Annotated in this window: 14 protein-coding genes; 5 read left to right on the top strand and 9 right to left on the bottom strand. The window is 45.9% G+C overall.

Features of this window, described 5'->3' with window-relative positions; all coding sequences use genetic code 11:
* Positions 1-4: 4 nt before the first annotated feature.
* From ATB78_RS07415 to ATB78_RS07405, 4 genes are all read right to left on the bottom strand, one after another.
* The gene (locus tag ATB78_RS07415) at positions 5-2,146 is read right to left on the bottom strand and encodes a TonB-dependent hemoglobin/transferrin/lactoferrin family receptor (protein WP_061008262.1); all 2,142 of its coding nucleotides are present in this window, start codon (positions 2,144-2,146) and stop codon (positions 5-7) included.
* A complete protein-coding gene (locus ATB78_RS07410) occupies positions 2,147-4,159 on the bottom strand; it encodes a prolyl oligopeptidase family serine peptidase (protein ID WP_061008261.1) in 2,013 nt (670 codons plus the stop codon).
* Positions 4,160-4,542: 383 nt separating this feature from the next.
* Positions 4,543-4,716 (bottom strand): hypothetical protein, encoded by a 174-nt coding sequence (locus tag ATB78_RS29830; RefSeq protein ID WP_179946997.1) that lies wholly within the window; start codon positions 4,714-4,716, stop codon positions 4,543-4,545.
* A 184-nt stretch (positions 4,717-4,900) separates the two neighbouring features.
* The gene (locus ATB78_RS07405) at positions 4,901-6,244 is read right to left on the bottom strand and encodes a DEAD/DEAH box helicase (RefSeq protein WP_061008260.1); all 1,344 of its coding nucleotides are present in this window, start codon (positions 6,242-6,244) and stop codon (positions 4,901-4,903) included.
* A 422-nt stretch (positions 6,245-6,666) separates the two neighbouring features.
* Here ATB78_RS07405 and ATB78_RS07400 point away from each other — a divergent pair, with 422 nt between their 5' ends.
* Positions 6,667-6,915, top strand: coding sequence for an Lpp/OprI family alanine-zipper lipoprotein (locus tag ATB78_RS07400; RefSeq protein WP_005441096.1), 249 nt, complete (start codon positions 6,667-6,669; stop codon positions 6,913-6,915).
* A 26-nt stretch (positions 6,916-6,941) separates the two neighbouring features.
* Here ATB78_RS07400 and ATB78_RS07395 read toward each other — a convergent pair whose 3' ends face one another.
* From ATB78_RS07395 to ATB78_RS07380, 4 genes are read right to left on the bottom strand one after another with little or no spacing between them, the layout of a single operon-like run.
* The gene (locus ATB78_RS07395; RefSeq protein WP_005441098.1) at positions 6,942-7,868 is read right to left on the bottom strand and encodes a L,D-transpeptidase family protein; all 927 of its coding nucleotides are present in this window, start codon (positions 7,866-7,868) and stop codon (positions 6,942-6,944) included.
* 6 nt (positions 7,869-7,874) lie between these two features.
* On the bottom strand, positions 7,875-9,290 hold the full coding sequence (gene phrB, locus ATB78_RS07390) for a deoxyribodipyrimidine photo-lyase (protein WP_061008259.1): 1,416 nt from the start codon (positions 9,288-9,290) through the stop codon (positions 7,875-7,877).
* 23 nt (positions 9,291-9,313) lie between these two features.
* Positions 9,314-10,117 carry a MerR family transcriptional regulator gene (locus ATB78_RS07385; RefSeq protein ID WP_061008258.1) on the bottom strand — a complete coding sequence of 268 codons (804 nt, stop codon included), beginning with the start codon at positions 10,115-10,117 and terminating at the stop codon, positions 9,314-9,316.
* A complete protein-coding gene (locus tag ATB78_RS07380; protein ID WP_020197886.1) occupies positions 10,107-11,057 on the bottom strand; it encodes a DUF523 and DUF1722 domain-containing protein in 951 nt (316 codons plus the stop codon). Before ATB78_RS07380 ends, ATB78_RS07385 begins: the two co-directional genes overlap by 11 nt.
* 398 nt (positions 11,058-11,455) lie before the next feature.
* Here ATB78_RS07380 and deoD point away from each other — a divergent pair, with 398 nt between their 5' ends.
* From deoD to ATB78_RS07360, 4 genes are all read left to right on the top strand, one after another.
* On the top strand, positions 11,456-12,166 hold the full coding sequence (gene deoD / locus ATB78_RS07375) for a purine-nucleoside phosphorylase (RefSeq protein WP_005441106.1): 711 nt from the start codon (positions 11,456-11,458) through the stop codon (positions 12,164-12,166).
* 68 nt (positions 12,167-12,234) lie between these two features.
* Positions 12,235-13,704, top strand: coding sequence for a hypothetical protein (locus ATB78_RS07370; protein WP_061008257.1), 1,470 nt, complete (start codon positions 12,235-12,237; stop codon positions 13,702-13,704).
* Between the two features lie 169 nt (positions 13,705-13,873).
* Positions 13,874-15,358, top strand: a complete 1,485-nt coding sequence (locus tag ATB78_RS07365) for a hypothetical protein (protein WP_061008256.1) — start codon at positions 13,874-13,876, stop codon at positions 15,356-15,358.
* Positions 15,342-16,925: a GGDEF domain-containing protein gene (locus ATB78_RS07360; protein ID WP_045479721.1), complete on the top strand. Its 1,584-nt coding sequence runs from the start codon at positions 15,342-15,344 to the stop codon at positions 16,923-16,925. The genes ATB78_RS07365 and ATB78_RS07360 overlap by 17 nt, the downstream gene beginning before the upstream one ends.
* A gap of 119 nt (positions 16,926-17,044) precedes the next feature.
* Here the strand turns inward: ATB78_RS07360 and ATB78_RS07355 are convergent, their stop codons facing one another.
* Positions 17,045-17,935 carry a DMT family transporter gene (locus tag ATB78_RS07355; protein ID WP_061008255.1) on the bottom strand — a complete coding sequence of 297 codons (891 nt, stop codon included), beginning with the start codon at positions 17,933-17,935 and terminating at the stop codon, positions 17,045-17,047.
* Positions 17,936-17,952: the final 17 nt, after the last annotated feature.

Below are 17,952 nucleotides of genomic sequence, written 5' to 3'. Positions count from 1 at the left end.
CGTCCTAGAATTCGTATTTTGCATTTAGCGTGAAGTAGCGCCCAGGCTCCGTTGAGTAGTGTTTATTTTCCTCAGCGATACCCGCTACGTCTTGGTATCGGATGTACTCTTTGTCGAAGAGGTTGACGATGTTTGCGCTAACACGAAGGTCTTTGGAAACGTAGTAAGTTGCGCCAATATCAAACGTATTCCACGCGCTTGTCTGCGCACACTCTGTCGCTAGGCCAAGCGTGGTCTGGCATTTAGGAACGCGATCCATAGCAGCGGCCCAGTTCCAAGCCACGTAAGCATTGAAGTCTTGGTTGGCGTATTTCAGTTGAGCGTTACCTTCGAATGGCGTAATGCTTCGAACGTATTCGCCTTCCGCGTCTTTGCCATCTACGTAGCCAAACTTAGTGCTGATGTCCCATTGTTTGGTGAGCGCGTAACCCGCAGAAAGCTCTGCGCCATAAGTCTCTACGCCATCAAGGTTTTGGTACTGTTTGATGTAATTACCAGTGCTTGAATCAAAGCCTGTGGTCACAACATCGATGAAGTTTTCAAACTTGTTGTAGAACACAGACGCATAGACATACGCACGACCGTTATCGAACTTGTTACCGATTTCAAATGAGTCTGAAGTCTCAGCTTCTAGGTCTAAGTTAGGTGCGATAACAAAAGGCGTCAGCGGCACGAAATCATGGTTCACGAAGCCATATGCTTTGTCGTATTCCGGAGCACGGTAACCGTGGTTGTACGACACATAAACGATGTTGTTGGCAAACATTTCACGAGAAACCGACAGGCTTGGAGATACCTCTGAGCTATCCATGTCTTTTAATGGGAAGCCGCCCACTTCGCCCTCACCGTCCGGCGTTAAACGGTGCGCATCAAAGCGTAGGCCGCCAGTGATGGTCCATTTATCCAGTTCCACCATGTCTCGAACGTACAAACCAATGTTATAAGCACGAGCAGGAGCGAAAGGTTGTTTGGTCGAAGGCGTTACCCCGTTCCAATCAATCTTGGAATCGCTATCTGTGCGTTCATAATAGTCAGTAGAAAGCTCGACACCGTAAGCCAACTGGTGCTCTGCATTTGCTGCATAAATCGTATTGGTAAAGTCACCACGGAAGCCAATTGTCTCGTCAATGAAGGTTTTGTGTTCCAGCTCGCGACGTTTGGTGATCAAACCATTGTGATCCACTTGGCGCATTAAACGGTTGGTGTCTTCCACGACTTCGGTGTGACGCCAGTAAACTTTGGTATCCAACTCTTCGAACCAAGTTGGATTAATCGGTGTCACCTCTGCACCAATGTAAGCGCTGTACTCTTCGGAGGTTTCATCTTCAGCAAAGTCTTCAATATGCCAGATGCCATCAGGTTGAATGGACGGTGAACCCTCCAAACGCTCTTGATTCTGGGTGTAGAGTTCCGCTTTGGCTTTCAACATCACCTCTTCATTGAAAAAGTGGTTGATTGTATAAGCACCGCTGTAACCATCTAGGTCGCGGTTATACAAATCTTCATCAAAGTTACGTGTCTCTTGCCCTTGCCAGTATGAAACGTTAAACAAACTCTCTGTATCCCCGGAGCGGAAAGCTAGATTACTCGTGCCTTTGTACTTGTTGCTGATATCGGTGTAAGTACCGGAAACATCGGTGTAGAAGTCTTTGTCTTTTAAGAAATCACCCGGCTTACTGGATTCTAAAATCACCACACCGCCGATCGCGCCAGAGCCATGCACCGAAGAGCTTGCACCTTTAATGATTTGCAGCGATTCAAAATTGGATAAATCAAAAGTATCTCGCCCAACTGCATCATTAATGTCACTCGCACCGAAGCCATCCGCAGAACGAATGCCATCACGAACGATCATAATGCGGTTACCTGTCATACCACGGATGGTAATGTTTTGCGGACGTCCTGCACCTCCCGTCACGCTTACACCAGGTTCGTTACGCAGCACGTCATAAAGCTCGGTTTCGCCTCGTTCTTCGATTTGCTCGTTTGTGATAACCGCGACACTACCTGCCACTTTTGACAATGGCTGATCGATTTTATTGGCGGTTACAACCACCTCTTCCATTGAGAAAACCTTAGATTCGGCGTGCACTTGACTGGCAGCAAGTACCGAAAGTACTGCCGCTGACACTGGGGTAAGCTTCATTTACTGCTCCGCTTTAGATGTTTTAATTAGTGATAGTAGAAATGCGTATTCCTTCGCTTGTTGCTCTCTTGCCTGCCTTGGATCCATGCGGTGGCCAGAGTTAAAATCCGTTTGCAACAAATAAGGGCCTGTCGATTCACTGGTCGACGAAATTTGAGCGAGATACTTCGCGCCTTCCCAATAAGGCACACGTTGGTCGTTCAATCCGACTTGAACCAACATGGGTGGGTAAGCATCTTTATGGATATTGAGGATAGGATCATAAGCTTGCATCGCTTTGAGCTGCTCCGGGAGTGTCGGATTCCCCCATTCTCCATATTGTTGTGCGGTAAGTGGTAACGTCGTATCGGACATGCTAGCAACGACATCGACAAACGGAACCTTCATCACCGCGCCAGCAAACAAGTCAGGAGCTTGGTTGATCGAGCCGGCAACTAAAGTGCCACCAGCACTCGATCCAATCGCGTAGACATCACGTTCACCACCATCAAAGTGTTTAAGTGCTTGCGCAGCTGCCGTGAAATCATTGATAGAGTTAGCTTTAAGAACGCCTCGGCCTTGCTCGTGCCAGTCAGCACCAAAGTAACCGCCACCACGAACATGCGCTATCGCGTAGATAACGCCTTGATCTAGTAAGCTCACGGTTTGAGGCATGAAGTAAGGTTTCATGGTAAATCCGTAAGCGCCATAGCCGTACAGCACAACAGGAGCGTTGTCGCTGAGCTTATCTTTGCGATAAGCAAGAGAAACCGGCACTTCCACACCATGACTTTTGACCATAATGCGTTGAGAAACATAATCTTGGCTAGAGAAGCCGTGATAAACATCTTGCGAGAGATTTGTCTTTGTCAGTGCTTTAACATCAAACTCTTCCCACAACGGCGGTGTCGTCATCGACATACTACGAATGCGGATTTTGTTAGAGCGGTAATCACCAAGAGTGCTCAACCAAGCAACGCGACCTTCCGACTCTAACGGAAGAGATTTTTTCTCCTTGCCATCATAAGAGTAAACCGAGATTGTCGTTTGATTATCTTGCTTGGTTAATGCCACAAGTCCCGCATCGTACAAGTAAAATTGTTCTACGCCATTTTCTGAGCGTAAGAAAGACTTCCAATTAGACTCAACAGTGTCCGCATGTTTCTCGGGCATCGCAGTTTCAAACAAACCAAACGGACCATTAAGATTGCTGTAGATAAAGACTCTGTCTTGAGCAACATCCGCATAATACTCCACACCGGATTCTGGTTTACGTAGCGAAGCCGTCAGCTCGCCAGAATCAAGGTTTAAGATCTTTTGTTCGGTGGTCGATTCATTGTTAGTTTGTACCAGTGCGAAACGCGCGTCGGCTGCTGGATAGAAGGACATGAGCCAATCGGTCTTGTCCTCTTGCCAAAGTACTTTCTGCTCATTGGTTTGAGTATTAATTCGAACGATTTGGTAAGGACGTTGAGTTCTCGCTTCTTTTGAGACAGCGAAAGCAAACTTGCCATTTGGTGAAAGCAGAACCCCATTATCAATGTTGCTGATAAGCTCGCGTGCTGCACCACTCTTTAGATCAACCAACACAGCACGGTACTGCTCGCTGCCATCAATATCTTCTGTAAACAACAAAGAGTCGTCTTGAATACGCCATTGACCAATTTGGAAGTATTGACGCTCTTCTTGGCGAGAAGAGAAATCGTAAACCACTTTCTCTTGCGCGTTGTTATCAGCTCGCGAAAGCAAAACAAAGTTGCCTTGTCGACGAGTGAGATTCCATTCTTGACCGTTTTTCATCGCCCAAGGCTTCTCGCCTTTTTCTGCTGCCATGGCTTCCCATTGACTCAACAGATTTTGGGTAATCTCGTCATAGCGTTTCTGAAATTGTTCTGTTTTTTGGTTCTGTTGCTTGAGGTAAGAGAGAACTCGCTCATCTTGTCTGGAGTCGTCTCTCAGCCAATCAAAGTTATCCGCGGCAACACTGGGCATAGAGGTGACTAAAAGCCCCAAAAAAACATGACTAAATTTCATATAAATGGCACAACTATTTATAGGATTAATATTATGTCGCGTATTCTGCCTTTAAATAAAAATGAGATCAATTATCATTTACATATTTTCGTGACATTTTTATCGGTTTTTATTATGCCAAACGTTTAAATCATGGATGAATGCACTGTGATGCAAAGCTATTGTCAGATAAGTCATCTATTGCGATGCAATTAAGAATCTAGAAATGAAAACGTCACCTGAAGAAGGTGACGAGGGTAACTTTTTTACTTTAGTCAGTAGCTCAAAAGAGGTAGAAAAACTAGAAAAGATGACTAGTTACAACCCAAAGTAAAGCAAGAAATCCAACAAAATAGAGGGAGGAAAAAACGACCGATTTAATCAATTCACCCATTTGAGACTTTTCAGTAATCATGTGAGCCTCCGCTATTGTGTACTAAGGTACAACTCACCAACGCTACGTAGAGAAACGCCAACATCTCCACCCAGACGCCTTTCTTTCCCCAACCTAACGATTTGCACTGTTGTTCTGTAAGGCTCAGATCGATGTCTTCTAACCACTGTTCTTCTTGATACATATTTTGTCTCCTCTTCTGTAAACCTATGCTAAGCAAAATTGGCGTTCAGAAAAATCAAAGACTATTTAACCCTTGTTTAGAACTGCTAAACAATAGCCCGTGAGAAGGCAAATTTCAGATATAAAAAATCCGAGCTCGTAAGCTCGGATTTGAATTCAGTTAACCTCTAGCGCTGAGTTGAAGATTAATCTTCAGCTTTTGGTTCCGCTGGTTTTTTCTTAGGAATAAACACGTTTTCACCCACTGCCACGTTTTGGTAGAAACCTTTATCGCGCTTAGCAGGTTTCTTCGCGACTTTTTTCGCTTGTGGGCGTGCTTTTTTGGTTTCTGTCTTCTTACCACGGAAATCAGGTTTACGTGGTTTCAAGCCCTTGAATTTACCTTTTAAATCTTCAAATACAGAGAAGTTCAAATCTTGCTGTAGGTAAGTTTCAACACGCTTAAAGCTGTCCCAGTCTTTAGGGCCAACAAGAGACACTGCGTCACCTTTGTTACCCGCACGACCAGTACGACCAACACGGTGCACGTATTCTTCTGTGTGCTTCGGCATATCGAAGTTGATAACGTGCGTTACTGTTGCGATATCAAGACCACGAGATGCAACGTCTGTCGTTACTAGAATCTTAAATACAGCACGCTCAAACTGACTCATGATGGTGTTACGTTGAGTCTGGTTCAAGTTACCGCTCAGCGCGACCGCTTTAAGCTTCTTCTCATTCAGCTTGTTCGTTAGACGCTCAGTGTCATCACGAGTTGCAGTAAAGATGATCACCTGACGGTATTCGGCCTCTTCAAGAACACGCTCAAGGATCGCTTCTTTGTGATCTAGGTGATCACACAAGTAGAATTTTTGAGTGATGTCTTTGTGCTCTTCGTTTGATACGCCGATAGCAATACGTTTTGGCGCATTCAGCATCTCTGATGCAATGTCATTCACTTCTGCGTGATCAAGCGTTGCTGAGAACATCAGAGTTTGACGACGACGGTGTTTCGCCGCTTTGTGGATACGACGAAGCTCTGGTGCAAAACCTAGATCAAGCATACGGTCAGCTTCATCTAAAATCAGCGTTTCCAAACCATCAAGAAACAGAGAGCGATGCTCTAGGTGGTCAGCCAAACGTCCAGGTGTTGCCACGATGAACTTCGGGTAGCGGCGTAGCGCTTTTACCTGATCGTTAAAGTTCTCACCACCAAGAATCAATGCTGCGTCATAACTCAGACCACCAAGCATTGAACGAAGCTCGCCATATACTTGTTTTGCTAGCTCACGCGTAGGAGCAAGGATGACTGCACGAGGGTCTTTTGCAGAAAACGACTTCGTCTTTAGTGACTTGTGAAGCATTGGTAATACAAATGCCAAAGTCTTACCCGAACCCGTTTTCGAAGATGCCAATAGATCCTTGCCTGCAATCGCAACAGGAATCGCCTGCTTCTGAATGTCAGTCGCATTTTTGAAATCGTAGTGTTTTAGGTTCTTCAACAATCGGTTGTCTAGGCCTAGATCTTTAAATTGCAAAGTATTCTCCAATAAATAGTCATCGTTTGAGCGCTTTTTCAGTGTCGTTTCCGCTCTAACGCAGCAAAAAATAAAAGCTCGGTATAATACCGCAAATCATAGGAGTATAGATAGAGATCACACAAACTAATTCCATTAGAAAAAATAAAGATTCATCTAAGAAACTTTCATTTGTGTAAATTTCGTCTAAATTATTGATATCAGGGATGTGGTAAAAGAGCTGCTGTACTACCCGATACTGGCGTTAAAGGTGAGTAAACGCTCACTTATGTAAACTAAAGGTTAGCGTCCGTATCAGGTACTCTATGAAATCCTTGGATTTTTTTGACTTTTGCTACATCATGTACTGATAGAATGTATTCACATTTACCACTATGACTATATGACACAAAACGTATAGCGTAGGAATTTAACTATAGGCAAGGAGTTCTAAAATGAACAAAACGTTGATCGCAGCTGCAGCAACTTCAGTACTTCTACTAGCAGGTTGTGCTTCTTCTGACGAAGCAGCAACAGCTACTAAACTAGACGAACTAAGCAACCAAGTTAGCCAACTAAGCCAAGACGTTCAGTCTCTACAATCTGACGTTCAAAAGTCTAACGACGCGGCTATGGCAGCTCAAGAAGAAGCTGCACGTGCTAACGAGCGTATCGACAACATCGCTCAGTCTTACACTAAGTAAGATGTGATTCCGCGCTTTAACGCTTGTTAAGGCGCGGTTATTTCTACTGGTACACCATTCTGAGCAGCAATCGTTGCTTTAGCTTTCGCATTCGTCATCCCATATTCATCCAACCACCAATTCAACTCTTGTGGAATTTGTAAGTGATCTTTCTCGCCGTTACTGCGAGTCAATGGTTCATGCGCCTCAACAAATACACTGCGGTCTGGTTCTAGCGTGACTTTAACCGGCTGATTGATGATCTTCACTTTTTCACCACGACGTACTTTGTCGAATAGCCACTCGATATCGTTAGGGTCCATACGAATACAACCCGCACTTACACGCATGCCAATACCAAAGTCTTTGTTAGTACCGTGGATCAAGTACTCACCATGACCATACGCCAAGCGCAGCGCAAACATACCGAGTGGGTTATCAGGCCCAGCTGGTACGACTGCAGGTAGGTCAATGCCCTTCGCCTTGTATTCCGCACGGATAGATGAAGGAGGTGTCCAGGTTGGATTCGGGCGCTTCTGGCTGATGCTCGTTGTCATCTCTGGCGTGTCTCGACCAATACGGCCAATACCTACCGGGAATACATGAACCACATTTTCTTTAGCCGGAAAGTAGTAAAGACGCAGCTCTGCCAAGTTAATAACGATGCCTTTATGGGGAACGTCTGGGAGAATAAGCTGAGTAGGAATTGTCAGAACGTGGCCTTCTTTTGGTAGAAAAGGGTCCACGCCTTTGTTGGCCGCCATTAACGCCAGCATGCCAACATCGTACTGCTTCGCAATGTTTGCCATGGTTTCGCCTTGTTCAACCACATGGTTTTCCATGCGGCCTATGACGCGCGCCCCGTCCTCCGGCAATTCGTACATCTTTGCGAATGACAAACCACTCACTAAAGATAGCGATACAGACAACAGGGTTCGTTTAGCGATACTCATCGGACGCTTCTTGCTAGGCATCTCTCTCTATTCCTTGGCGTTTTTGAAGAGCCGTAAGGTTATCTCTCTTTCCACCTTGTGATCAACCATCGGCTTGTGATAATCCAGTAAATTAAAACCACTCCATAGCCAAGGGTTATGAATAAACTTATTCGGTACCTCTTTAATTTCCGGTACCCAATGGCGAACAAAGGTGCCATCAGAATCAAACTTTTCGCCCTGACTAATAGGGTTAAAAATTCGGAAGTAAGGTTGACCATCACAGCCCGTAGACGCCGACCATTGCCATCCACCATTGTTGGCAGCGAAATCGCCATCCACCAGCTTACTCATGAAGTATGCCTCTCCCCAACGCCAGTCAATATGCAGGTCTTTCGTTAAGAAGCTAGCCACAACCATGCGTAGGCGATTGTGCATCCAACCCGTGGTGTTCAGTTGGCGCATTGCAGCATCAACAATAGGGTACCCTGTTGTACCTGTTTTCCAGCGCTCGAAAGCTTGCTCATCGTAAGACCATTGGATCTTTTCTTCCCATGGAATGAAGCCCTTTCCTCTAACAAGCTTTGGTTCAAACACCAATAAGTGTTGGTAAAACTCTCTCCAGATAATTTCACTCAACCAAGTGGCTTTCCCTTCGGTGAGATCAGGAAGCGGGTTTTCTGCATAAAGCCTTGCGATACATTGTCTCGGCGACAGCGCACCAATTGCGAGATAGGGAGATAACTGACTCGTGCCATCGACAGCAGGTAGATCTCTTTCTGCTTGATACGCATCGCTGCGCTCCCGGGCGAACTCTCTTAGTTGTTGGACAATATCTGTGGTTGAAGCATGCCAACGTTCGCTGGATTCGCGTGGGTAAGAAAAAGGCACATCGGCATGATAACGATCGGCTTCAACTGCCTGAAGCACGTCTTTGGACAGCTCGGCTTGCGGTTGTGGTTTGGACACCATTGGCATTTGGAATTTCAGCAACCAAGCACGCTTGAATGGCGTGAATACCTTGAAGTATTCACCTTGCTTGTTTAATACCGTGGTTGGCGCATGAACACACTTGTCGTGGAAAGCTTCGAACGCGACCTCGCTTTTAGCAAGAACCTCTGAAACCTCTCGGTCTAGCGCTTGTTCATTGACCTCGTAATGGATGTTCGCCATGACGCTTTCTACGTTCAATGATAATGCCCAACCCTTAATAACCTCGGTCACGTCAGAAAATTTGGGTACTTCTTTGTACAGAAGCGGGACATTCAGCTCTGCAAGCTCTTCTTCAAGGTGCATTAAACGTCGCGCAATGAGATCCGCCTGCATGGGTGCCATGTGATGCTCTTGCCATTGCTCTGGCGTTGCAACAAAACCGGCAACAACAGGCTGCCCAGAATCGAGAGCAGCCTTAAGCGCTGTGTGGTCTAACGTTCTTAGGTCACGTCGAAACCAAACCAGAATCATGTCGTCTCCTTACGAGGGTATTTTTAGGCAGCAAAGTGCAGCTTTTCTATCACTTCAGAAAACTGAACCTTTTCTGGAAGCTGCGTTTGCAGTGTGGTTAGCACTTCCACCTGCTTGATAGGCAGTGCTTTGTTTGAAAAGAAGTGGACGAATTGATAACGAGAGAGCACGTCATGGTCAATCAGGCCAGAAACATCTTCTACTTTATCGATCAAAGTAATGTGATAGCCCTGTTCACACAGTTTTACTGCTTGTACCCAACTCTCTGAATCACGTGCTTGGTCAAAGCTAAGCAGTAAGCATTTGCCTTTTGAAGACGCTTTGTTTTCAGAATCGACAACCAAGGCCAATCGAGTGATCAAACAGGTTTGAAACAGCCCCAGTTGCAGGGAGCGCTGCGACACTTTCACTAAGTCTAACGCTTCGAAAATTGGGTTTATCAGCTGTTCTATAACAATGTTAAGTGGGTATTCCTTTAATACACCAGATAACAAGGTTTCCGTTTTGCCACGGTTGAGTTCGGACAGGGCTTTCAGCATGGCTTCGGCTTCTTCCAAACGCTGAACGTCAGAGGCGACGTCAACATCGGACTCTTGACCCAATAATCCCTTAACTTTGCCAATCGCCACACCCTTGGCAAGCCACCCTTGGATCTCACGGATCGTATCTAGGTCTTGTTGGCGGTATAGGCGATGGCCTTTTTCTGTTCTCTGAGGTTGAATCAAGTTATAGCGTCTTTGCCAAGCTCTCAGGGTGACGGGTTTTACGCCCGTCAACTCTGATACATCTCTAATTGCGTATAGTTTTTCTTCTTGGCTACAATCCATAACGTAGTCTCATCTCCTGCGGGTATGGTTCTAAATATTTTTGTTTTTGTAGGTACTCATCTGGGTACGCATTGAGATAGTGCTTAATTAAGGTTAACGGGGCAAGCAATGGTAACAGGCCAGTTCGGTAGTCACTGATAACCGTCGCTAACTCTGCTTTTTCATCACTGTTCAGCGAACGCTTAAAGTAGCCTTGTAAGTGCATCAACACGTTGGTGTTATTTTTACGACTCGCTCGGTTTTGCAGTGCCTTCATTAGGCCAAGGCGATATTCGTTGTAGAAGTCTTCGATTTCATAGTTCGCAACATCAGCCACCAATCGACCTAGAGATCGGTAAGATTCTGGGTGGTGCGCCATCAGTGTTAACTTGTAACGTGAGTGGAACTCGATGATCTTGCCACGGGTTGGCTCGCCGCCCATCGACTCATAAAAGTCGTTCAGGCAGTAAACGCGAGTAATGAAGTTCTCTTTCAATACAGGATCATTAAGGCGACCGTCTTCTTCTACTGGTAACCACGGCATTTTTTCCATCAAAGTTTTGGTGTACAAGCCAATGCCTTCTTTCGCAGCACTGTTCTTGCTGTAAACCTTCACACGTTCCATGCCGCAAGTTGGAGACTTAGCACATACGATGTAGCCGCACAGGTGTTCCCCTTGGAGTTCGTTCACTTTGTTTTCTGAGTACGTCAGCATTTTATCGGTATGGTCGTTTTCAGGATTCTTTGTTTCGACCAATGCAATACGCTCTTCGTTGCTCACTAGACGAATGGTTGGGCGAGGCACTGTCATGCCAACACCGACTTCCGGGCATACAGGCACGAAGCTGAAGTACCCATCTAATTCTTTAGTAACGAAGTTGCTGATTTTGTGCCCAGAGTCGAAACGTACACGTTCACCTAACACACAAGAGCTGATACCTACTTTGATTGACGATTCCATGATGACGCATCCCTATACAAAATGTTTTGTTGTATAACTTATAGCAAGCCTTTCCAGATTGTACAAGAAAATAAATTGTACAATTTAACCGTTTTACTCACTTGTACAGGAATTCGATCAGCACAATTTCAGAAAAAATTTAGGTGAAGAAAGGAAGAATTTGTGCGCGCAATCGACAAACTGCTCAAAAGCAAATCGATTGCCTTTTTGCTTTCAACAGATTTAGTTATCAACAGAATATTTAAACACTAAAACCGACCGTTTTGTGACTTAACTCTCAAGTCCCCTTACCCTGTCCCGATATTATGGCCTCAACGAAAACGAACAAGTTCAACAGAATTGGTAATAGCATTCTATAATTGATGCGTTTTACCTGAACAAAACTTTGGAGAGCACTTATGGCAACCCCACACATTAACGCACAACCAGGTGATTTCGCTGAAACAGTTCTAATGCCAGGCGACCCGTTGCGCGCTAAATACATCGCAGAAACGTTCCTAGAAGATGTGAAACAAGTTTGTGACGTTCGCAACATGTTCGGCTTTACTGGCACTTACAAAGGCAAGAAAGTTTCTGTAATGGGCCACGGTATGGGTATCCCATCTTGCTGTATCTACGTACACGAACTAATCGCTGAATACGGCGTGAAAAACGTTATCCGTGTAGGTAGCTGTGGTGCAGTACGTGACGACGTTAAACTAATGGACGTTGTTATCGGTATGGGTGCATCTACAGACTCAAAAGTTAACCGTATCCGTTTCAACAACCACGACTTCGCTGCAATCGCTGACTACGGTCTTCTAGAAGAAGCGGTTAACCAAGCGCGTGCTCAAGAAGTACCAGTTAAAGTTGGTAACGTATTCTCTGCAGACCTGTTCTACACACCAGAAGCAGACCTGTTCGAGAAAATGGAAAAACTAGGCATCCTAGGTGTAGACATGGAAGCGGCTGGTATCTACGGCGTTGCTGCTGACCTAGGCGCGAAAGCTCTAACTATCCTAACAGTTTCTGACCACATCATCCGTGGCGAAAAACTAAGCTCTGAAGAGCGTCAAAAGTCGTTCAACGACATGATGAAAGTTGCTCTAGAAACAGCAATCAACATCTAAGAAACAACTAAGTAGTAAATAGCAGCCGGGGCCTGACCGGCTGCAAGAATTATCCCGAGGGGGCGATTGTGTCTAACGGCGAACTGCCAAAGGACGCAGATGGGTTACAACTCAACTTTTGTAAAACATTGGCGTGTGACAACTTTGGATTGAGTGATGCAAAGCGATACGTTTTGCAACATGCTAACCCTAAACGTCCGGCGATGGTATGCCGTGAGTGTGGAGCTTTCCCCCCCTTACTTAATAACCGCGATGTAGTGAACGAACTTCATCGTCTGCGTCACGTCCACAGTGACGGGTTACCTGCTTGTCGCAACGATGACTGCGATAACTTTGGGCTTTCTGTCCATACTCATAAACACCTCTATCACGCTTTCGGTTACAGTGGCGATCGCCAACGTTACCGCTGCAAAGTGTGCCAAAGTACTTTTGTCGATAAATGGTCTGGTGCCAACAAAAAGCTTCAATTCCAAGAGAATTTAATGGGCTTATTGTTTACTGGTTATTCCGTTCGCGAAATCTGCCGTAAACTCAGCATCAACCCAAAAACCTTTTACGATCATGTTGACCACATCGCTAGCCGTTGCCGACGCAAACTGGCAACGATTGATGCACGCTGGGTAAACCACGCTGAGCATTATGAGCTCGCATCAAACTACGTCGCGCTGCAGCCAAACAGCAATAATGGCGTTTACTGGATCGCTTCGGGTGAAGCGCATTCGGGTTACATTCTTTGTCAGCATGTGAACTACTCTTCTGATGATGAGCCAGTCGCTACACTGGATCACAACCCATACGATGAAGTGTCTCGCTTTGTCTCGCAAGAATACACAGCAGAAGCGAGTGAACCGCCACCAGCACCGTCTAAGAAACTGCGTGAGCGCATCGATCAGAAATATCAAACCATCTTGGCTCGTGGCAACGTTGAAGATCCTTTGGGTAACCTTTCGGTGTTCCATTACCCATCCAAGGGCGCTTTGATTCGTCCACCATACACTTCTTATGCGCACTATCTTCATGTGCTAGATATGTGCTGCCCTGAGAAGCGCGTTTCTATTTACATGCCTCAAGATCCCCTGCTCCGCTCTGCTGCGTTGAGCGTTTGTTTATCTCGTATCCAAGAGAAAAATGTGGATCTGATGTACGTAGAAGAAGATGCGATTTGGGACATGAATGCGCCATTTGGCAAAGTAGACATTGCCTACATGAGTTGGTGGCGAGATCGCTGGGCGATTTCTAGCCAGTATGAGTGTAACAAGGGTATTTGCTATTTAGCTGGCGATAAAAACGAGCCAGAAGCCTGGTTTAATGTGGCAACAACACGTCACATTCAGTTCTATCAAAACCGCTTCCAATTGCTGTTTGAGAGCTTCATCAACGAGCCACGTCGCAAATTACGACCTGCCGGGATATTGCCTCTTTTAGATATATTCAGAGCTTGGCATAATTTGTGCTATCAGGATAAGCAAGGACTTACTGCTGCTCAAAGACTGAAGGTCACAGACGCACCGCTAACGATCAAACAATTGTTGTCATGACTATTTAACAGTTTACTCATTTATGAGTGGTAAGTAAGTGTTGAACACGGTATACATTACAGTATCCGATTCCTTATTGGTGTGGCCATTTTCCACACCAAAACGATATACGCATCTAACCACTTGTTTTTAGGTGTAAATTCCAGTTCGATAGTCATGGATGTGAACGTTGGATAAAAGCCAAATTCAGCTCGACGCCGAGCTCAACGCCCTTGAAGGCCAGATAAAATCTGATCCCGAGCGAGCATTCCGAATCGCAGAACAGTGCCGTATTCGTGCAGAGCAAATTCTATTTGTCGATGGCGAGATCCGTGCACTTATCATCATGTCGCACGCATGCTGGTGTAGCATGGACTATCGTCATGGCCTAAAGCTGATTAAAGACGCTTACAATATTCAAATTCAACTCGACACTGACGATCACCTTCCAGAAATTCTCCACCTGTTCGCGCTTCAATATTGGGGACAAGCAAAGTATTATTCTGCTCAGCAATATTGGATTAACGCCCTTGAGCAATCGGCCTTGGTCGACGACATCGAGATTCAAATCGAAGCCTTAATCGGCCTAGGCAATGTTTGGCGAATCACTAACGAACATAAGCTTGCCGCTACCACGCACGAGCTTGCAGTAAAAGTGGCAAATAACGTCCGTATTGCTTGGCTAGAAGGGAAAGCGAGAATCCTGCTGGCTTGGGATTACTACCTACTCAACAACTTTGTTGAAATGCTCACCGTTTTAGACGGCGCAACCGAAGTCCTAAGAGATCATGAAGACAGCACTTGGCAAGCTGAGATATGGGACTTTAAAGGTCTTGCGCTTCTTGGCTTAGAACGTCTCGATGCCGCAGAAGAAGCAACCCAAAAAGCCCACCAGCTCGCGATAGAGCAAGACCTGACTTGGATGAAGGCCCACTCTTTCATCAGCCGAGCAAGACTCGAACTATTGCGTAAAAACACCGAGAGTGCTGCAAAACTTTTGCAATCCGCCGAACAATCCGCGCTCGCATTTGATAACGGTGAACTACTCAGCCAAATCTGCTTCCAACAATCAAGAGTTGCCGAAGAGCAAGGCAATTACGAGCTCGCTTTCCAAGCGTTTCAAAAATATCGCAAACATGCCCTCAAGATGCTTAAAGAGCAGACACACCGAGTCAGCATGGACAAAGCTCGCGGCTCAAAACGCCAGTTAGAGCAGCGAGCAAGAAAACTCATCAACCGTATTCGTGCTCAACATGAATACGACCCAGAAAAGCAGTTCTCAAATGTGGTGTCAGAAACCTATTGGTGGGAACAACTGGTTCTGTTTAAGACCGAACTAAAACGCTCTAATCATGCGATCATCATGATCCGCCACTCCGATCCGGCGTTTCTCGATATCTGTACCGAATTAGTCCATTCGCTCACCACGTCTAGTGATCTTATCTCGCGCTTGAGCAGCGACCGTCTGGCGATGTTGATTGCTGAAAAGGATCAAGCCGCTGAAGATCTCTACCGCACCGTCTGCGCTATGTTGGACATCTACCCTTGGAAACGTCGCGGTTTAACTGGCCCTAAGCCGACCCTTTATCTACAGGACATCCTAACCTTCCCGTTCACGTTAGAGCAGTTGGAAGAGAGCCACATTGAGGTAATGAAGAATGGAACAACTGCTTAGTAAGGTCACCGATGCAGGCATGGATCCCTCTTCAGTCACTGGTGAAGAGGCGTTGATCTTGTGGGAACACATTCGCCTACACATTGCTTCAACCAATCGAGAGAAAGCGCATTGCTATATCATCAGTGCCGAGTACCGCAGCAAGATTAAACAGTTAACAGAAAGCATTGAAGAGCTACGCCACGCGCTCGATTTACTCAAACTGCCAGAGGACGTTGAAGACATCCTTTCGGTGAAATCGAGCTTGAGCGATCGCTTGGTCGAGAAAGGCGACTACAACGCGGCATTAACCGAGTACATCTCTTCCTCCAATATATCGGTGGAATACGGTTACATTGACGAGTACGTGTTAGCTATCATTGGAATGGGCAATCTGTGTGACGCGTATGGCGATCATAATCGCGCTCTACGCTACTACCAAAAGATCGATGCAATTGATCATGCGATTGGTAGCCGCTCGCTGAGATTGCGTTACAAACTCTATATGTTGGCGTGTTACATCAGCCTTCAGCGTATCGGCGCGGCGACAGACTTACTCAGCGAATGTGAAGAACTCAGCATCTTGGTCAGTGATAAAAACCTAACCGGCCAGATTCATTTATACCGAGCCAAACTGCACCGTTTACAAAAAGAGTACAACGAAGCGCTGCTTGCCATCTCTCAAATCCAATACGCAACCGGTAAGCAGCACACATTCTGGCTCTCAACCATGGTAAAAATTGAGACGGCTTACTGCTTGAATGAAGTCGGTCACCAATCGCTGTCAAACCTACTGTTGGCCTCGACTGGCAAACGTATCAACGAACATTCTTCACCACTGATTGCGAACCGCTTTTACAATGCAATGAGCCAAGTGTGTTCATCGCAAGGTTTGTTCAAAGAAGCGCTCAATTACGAGAAGAAAGCGTTCCGCGTTGAATCTGACTTGGTGAAACACATTCCAATCAGCGAGTTAGGGCCTGCACAGTTGCGCCGCCTGACTCGATTTGAATTGCAACTCAAACTAATCCTTTCAGAGATTGAAAACAAAGAACTGAAAGAGACGACTCAACAACACAAAAATACGGTAGCCCAGTTGCAACAAGACGTGTTCACAGACCCTCTGACGTCTTTGCACAACCGACGTTGGTTGGAAGTGAAGCTCAAAGATTTGCTGCTGCACGACACGCCTTTTGCCTTACTGGTTATCGACATTGATCACTTCAAATCGATTAATGATGAGCTCAGCCACTTAGTGGGTGATAAAGCCATTGTGAACGTTTCGAAAGAACTCTCCAGTTACTTTAAATTCCGAGGGTCTTCATGTGTACGTTTTGGTGGAGAAGAGTTCTTGGTGATTCTTGAAAACACCGAAGTCGCTAAGGCTGAAATGCACGCTGAAAACTACCGTGAGCGTATTTACCAGTTTGGATGGCATGAAATCTTGGGAGAGCGCGGCTTGACCGTCTCCATCGGCATCACATTACATCGTGAAGGTGAAAATACTCAACGTACCTTCTATCGTGCCGACAAAGCTCTGTATCGCGCGAAAGCCAACGGCCGAAATCAAGTGTGTACCGAGCTATAAGCCAAGCCCTCAACGATAAACAAAGCTCTGCCCCACAAATCAAGCTCTGAACAATAAAAAACGCCCCAGCTCAAACTGGGGCGTTTTTACATCTTGCTTCCACTTGCTAGGAGAAAGGCTTAAAGAAAGAACAATGAAATACCGCCGAGCGCGACCAATGTTCCTATTACACTCTTCACGCCCACCTTTTCACCTTTAATGGCGTAAATTACTAAGATAAACAAAGGGCTTGTGGCGATTAAGGTTTGCGCTATCGCTGGGTTGGCGTACTTCAACGCAATCTGTTGTAGCCAAAGGGCAAGGAAGGTCCCGACAAAGATCGCCAGTAGCAACCATCCCATTGCTTTGTTGCCCATCTCTTGAATGTGCTGCTTGATGCCTTTAAACGGCGCAGGCTCAACGACTTTAATCACCAAGCAAACCGCTAACACACCAATGCTGAGCCTGATTAACGCACCAAGTAAGGGTGGAAGATCGCCTGCAACCAACGCATAGTGCGAAATCACCACACCCGAAGCTTGGCATACACTCGCCAACAGACCAAAACCAACGCCACTCCAATTTGTTTCTTCGCCTGAAGAAGAAGGTTGAAAGACCACAAAAGTTACTGCTGCGGTTGTCACCACCACGCCAAGCCAACTTTGTAATGTCAGTTCCGAACCAAGAAACACCAAAGCAAGCACACCCGATAGCGGAGGAGCAAGAGATTCCAGCAATAAGGTTTTATTCGGACCAATGCGCTTCAACGCAGCGAAGTAAGCACTGTCGCCAATGGCAATACCAATCACACCGGAAACCGCTAATACAGCGAGATGTAATGGTTCAATTTGTGTTGGTATACCCTGCGGCAAAAATGGCATGACCACCAGCATCATCGCCGACGCAATAATGCCTTTGACGATATTCAACTGCATCGCTGAAAAACGATGACTGAACTGACTGTATATCCATGTGGCAACCGCCCAAACGACCGCCGCGCAAATTGCAGCAATCTCACCTGAATATTGCACTGCTTACTCCTTCGTAT

The sequence above is a fragment of the Vibrio sp. CUB2 genome (assembly GCF_001557945.1).
GTDB classification, from domain to species: domain Bacteria; phylum Pseudomonadota; class Gammaproteobacteria; order Enterobacterales; family Vibrionaceae; genus Vibrio; species Vibrio owensii.
The sequence above is the reverse complement of the archived record's forward strand: the minus strand, read 5'-3'. Positions and strand labels throughout refer to the sequence as shown.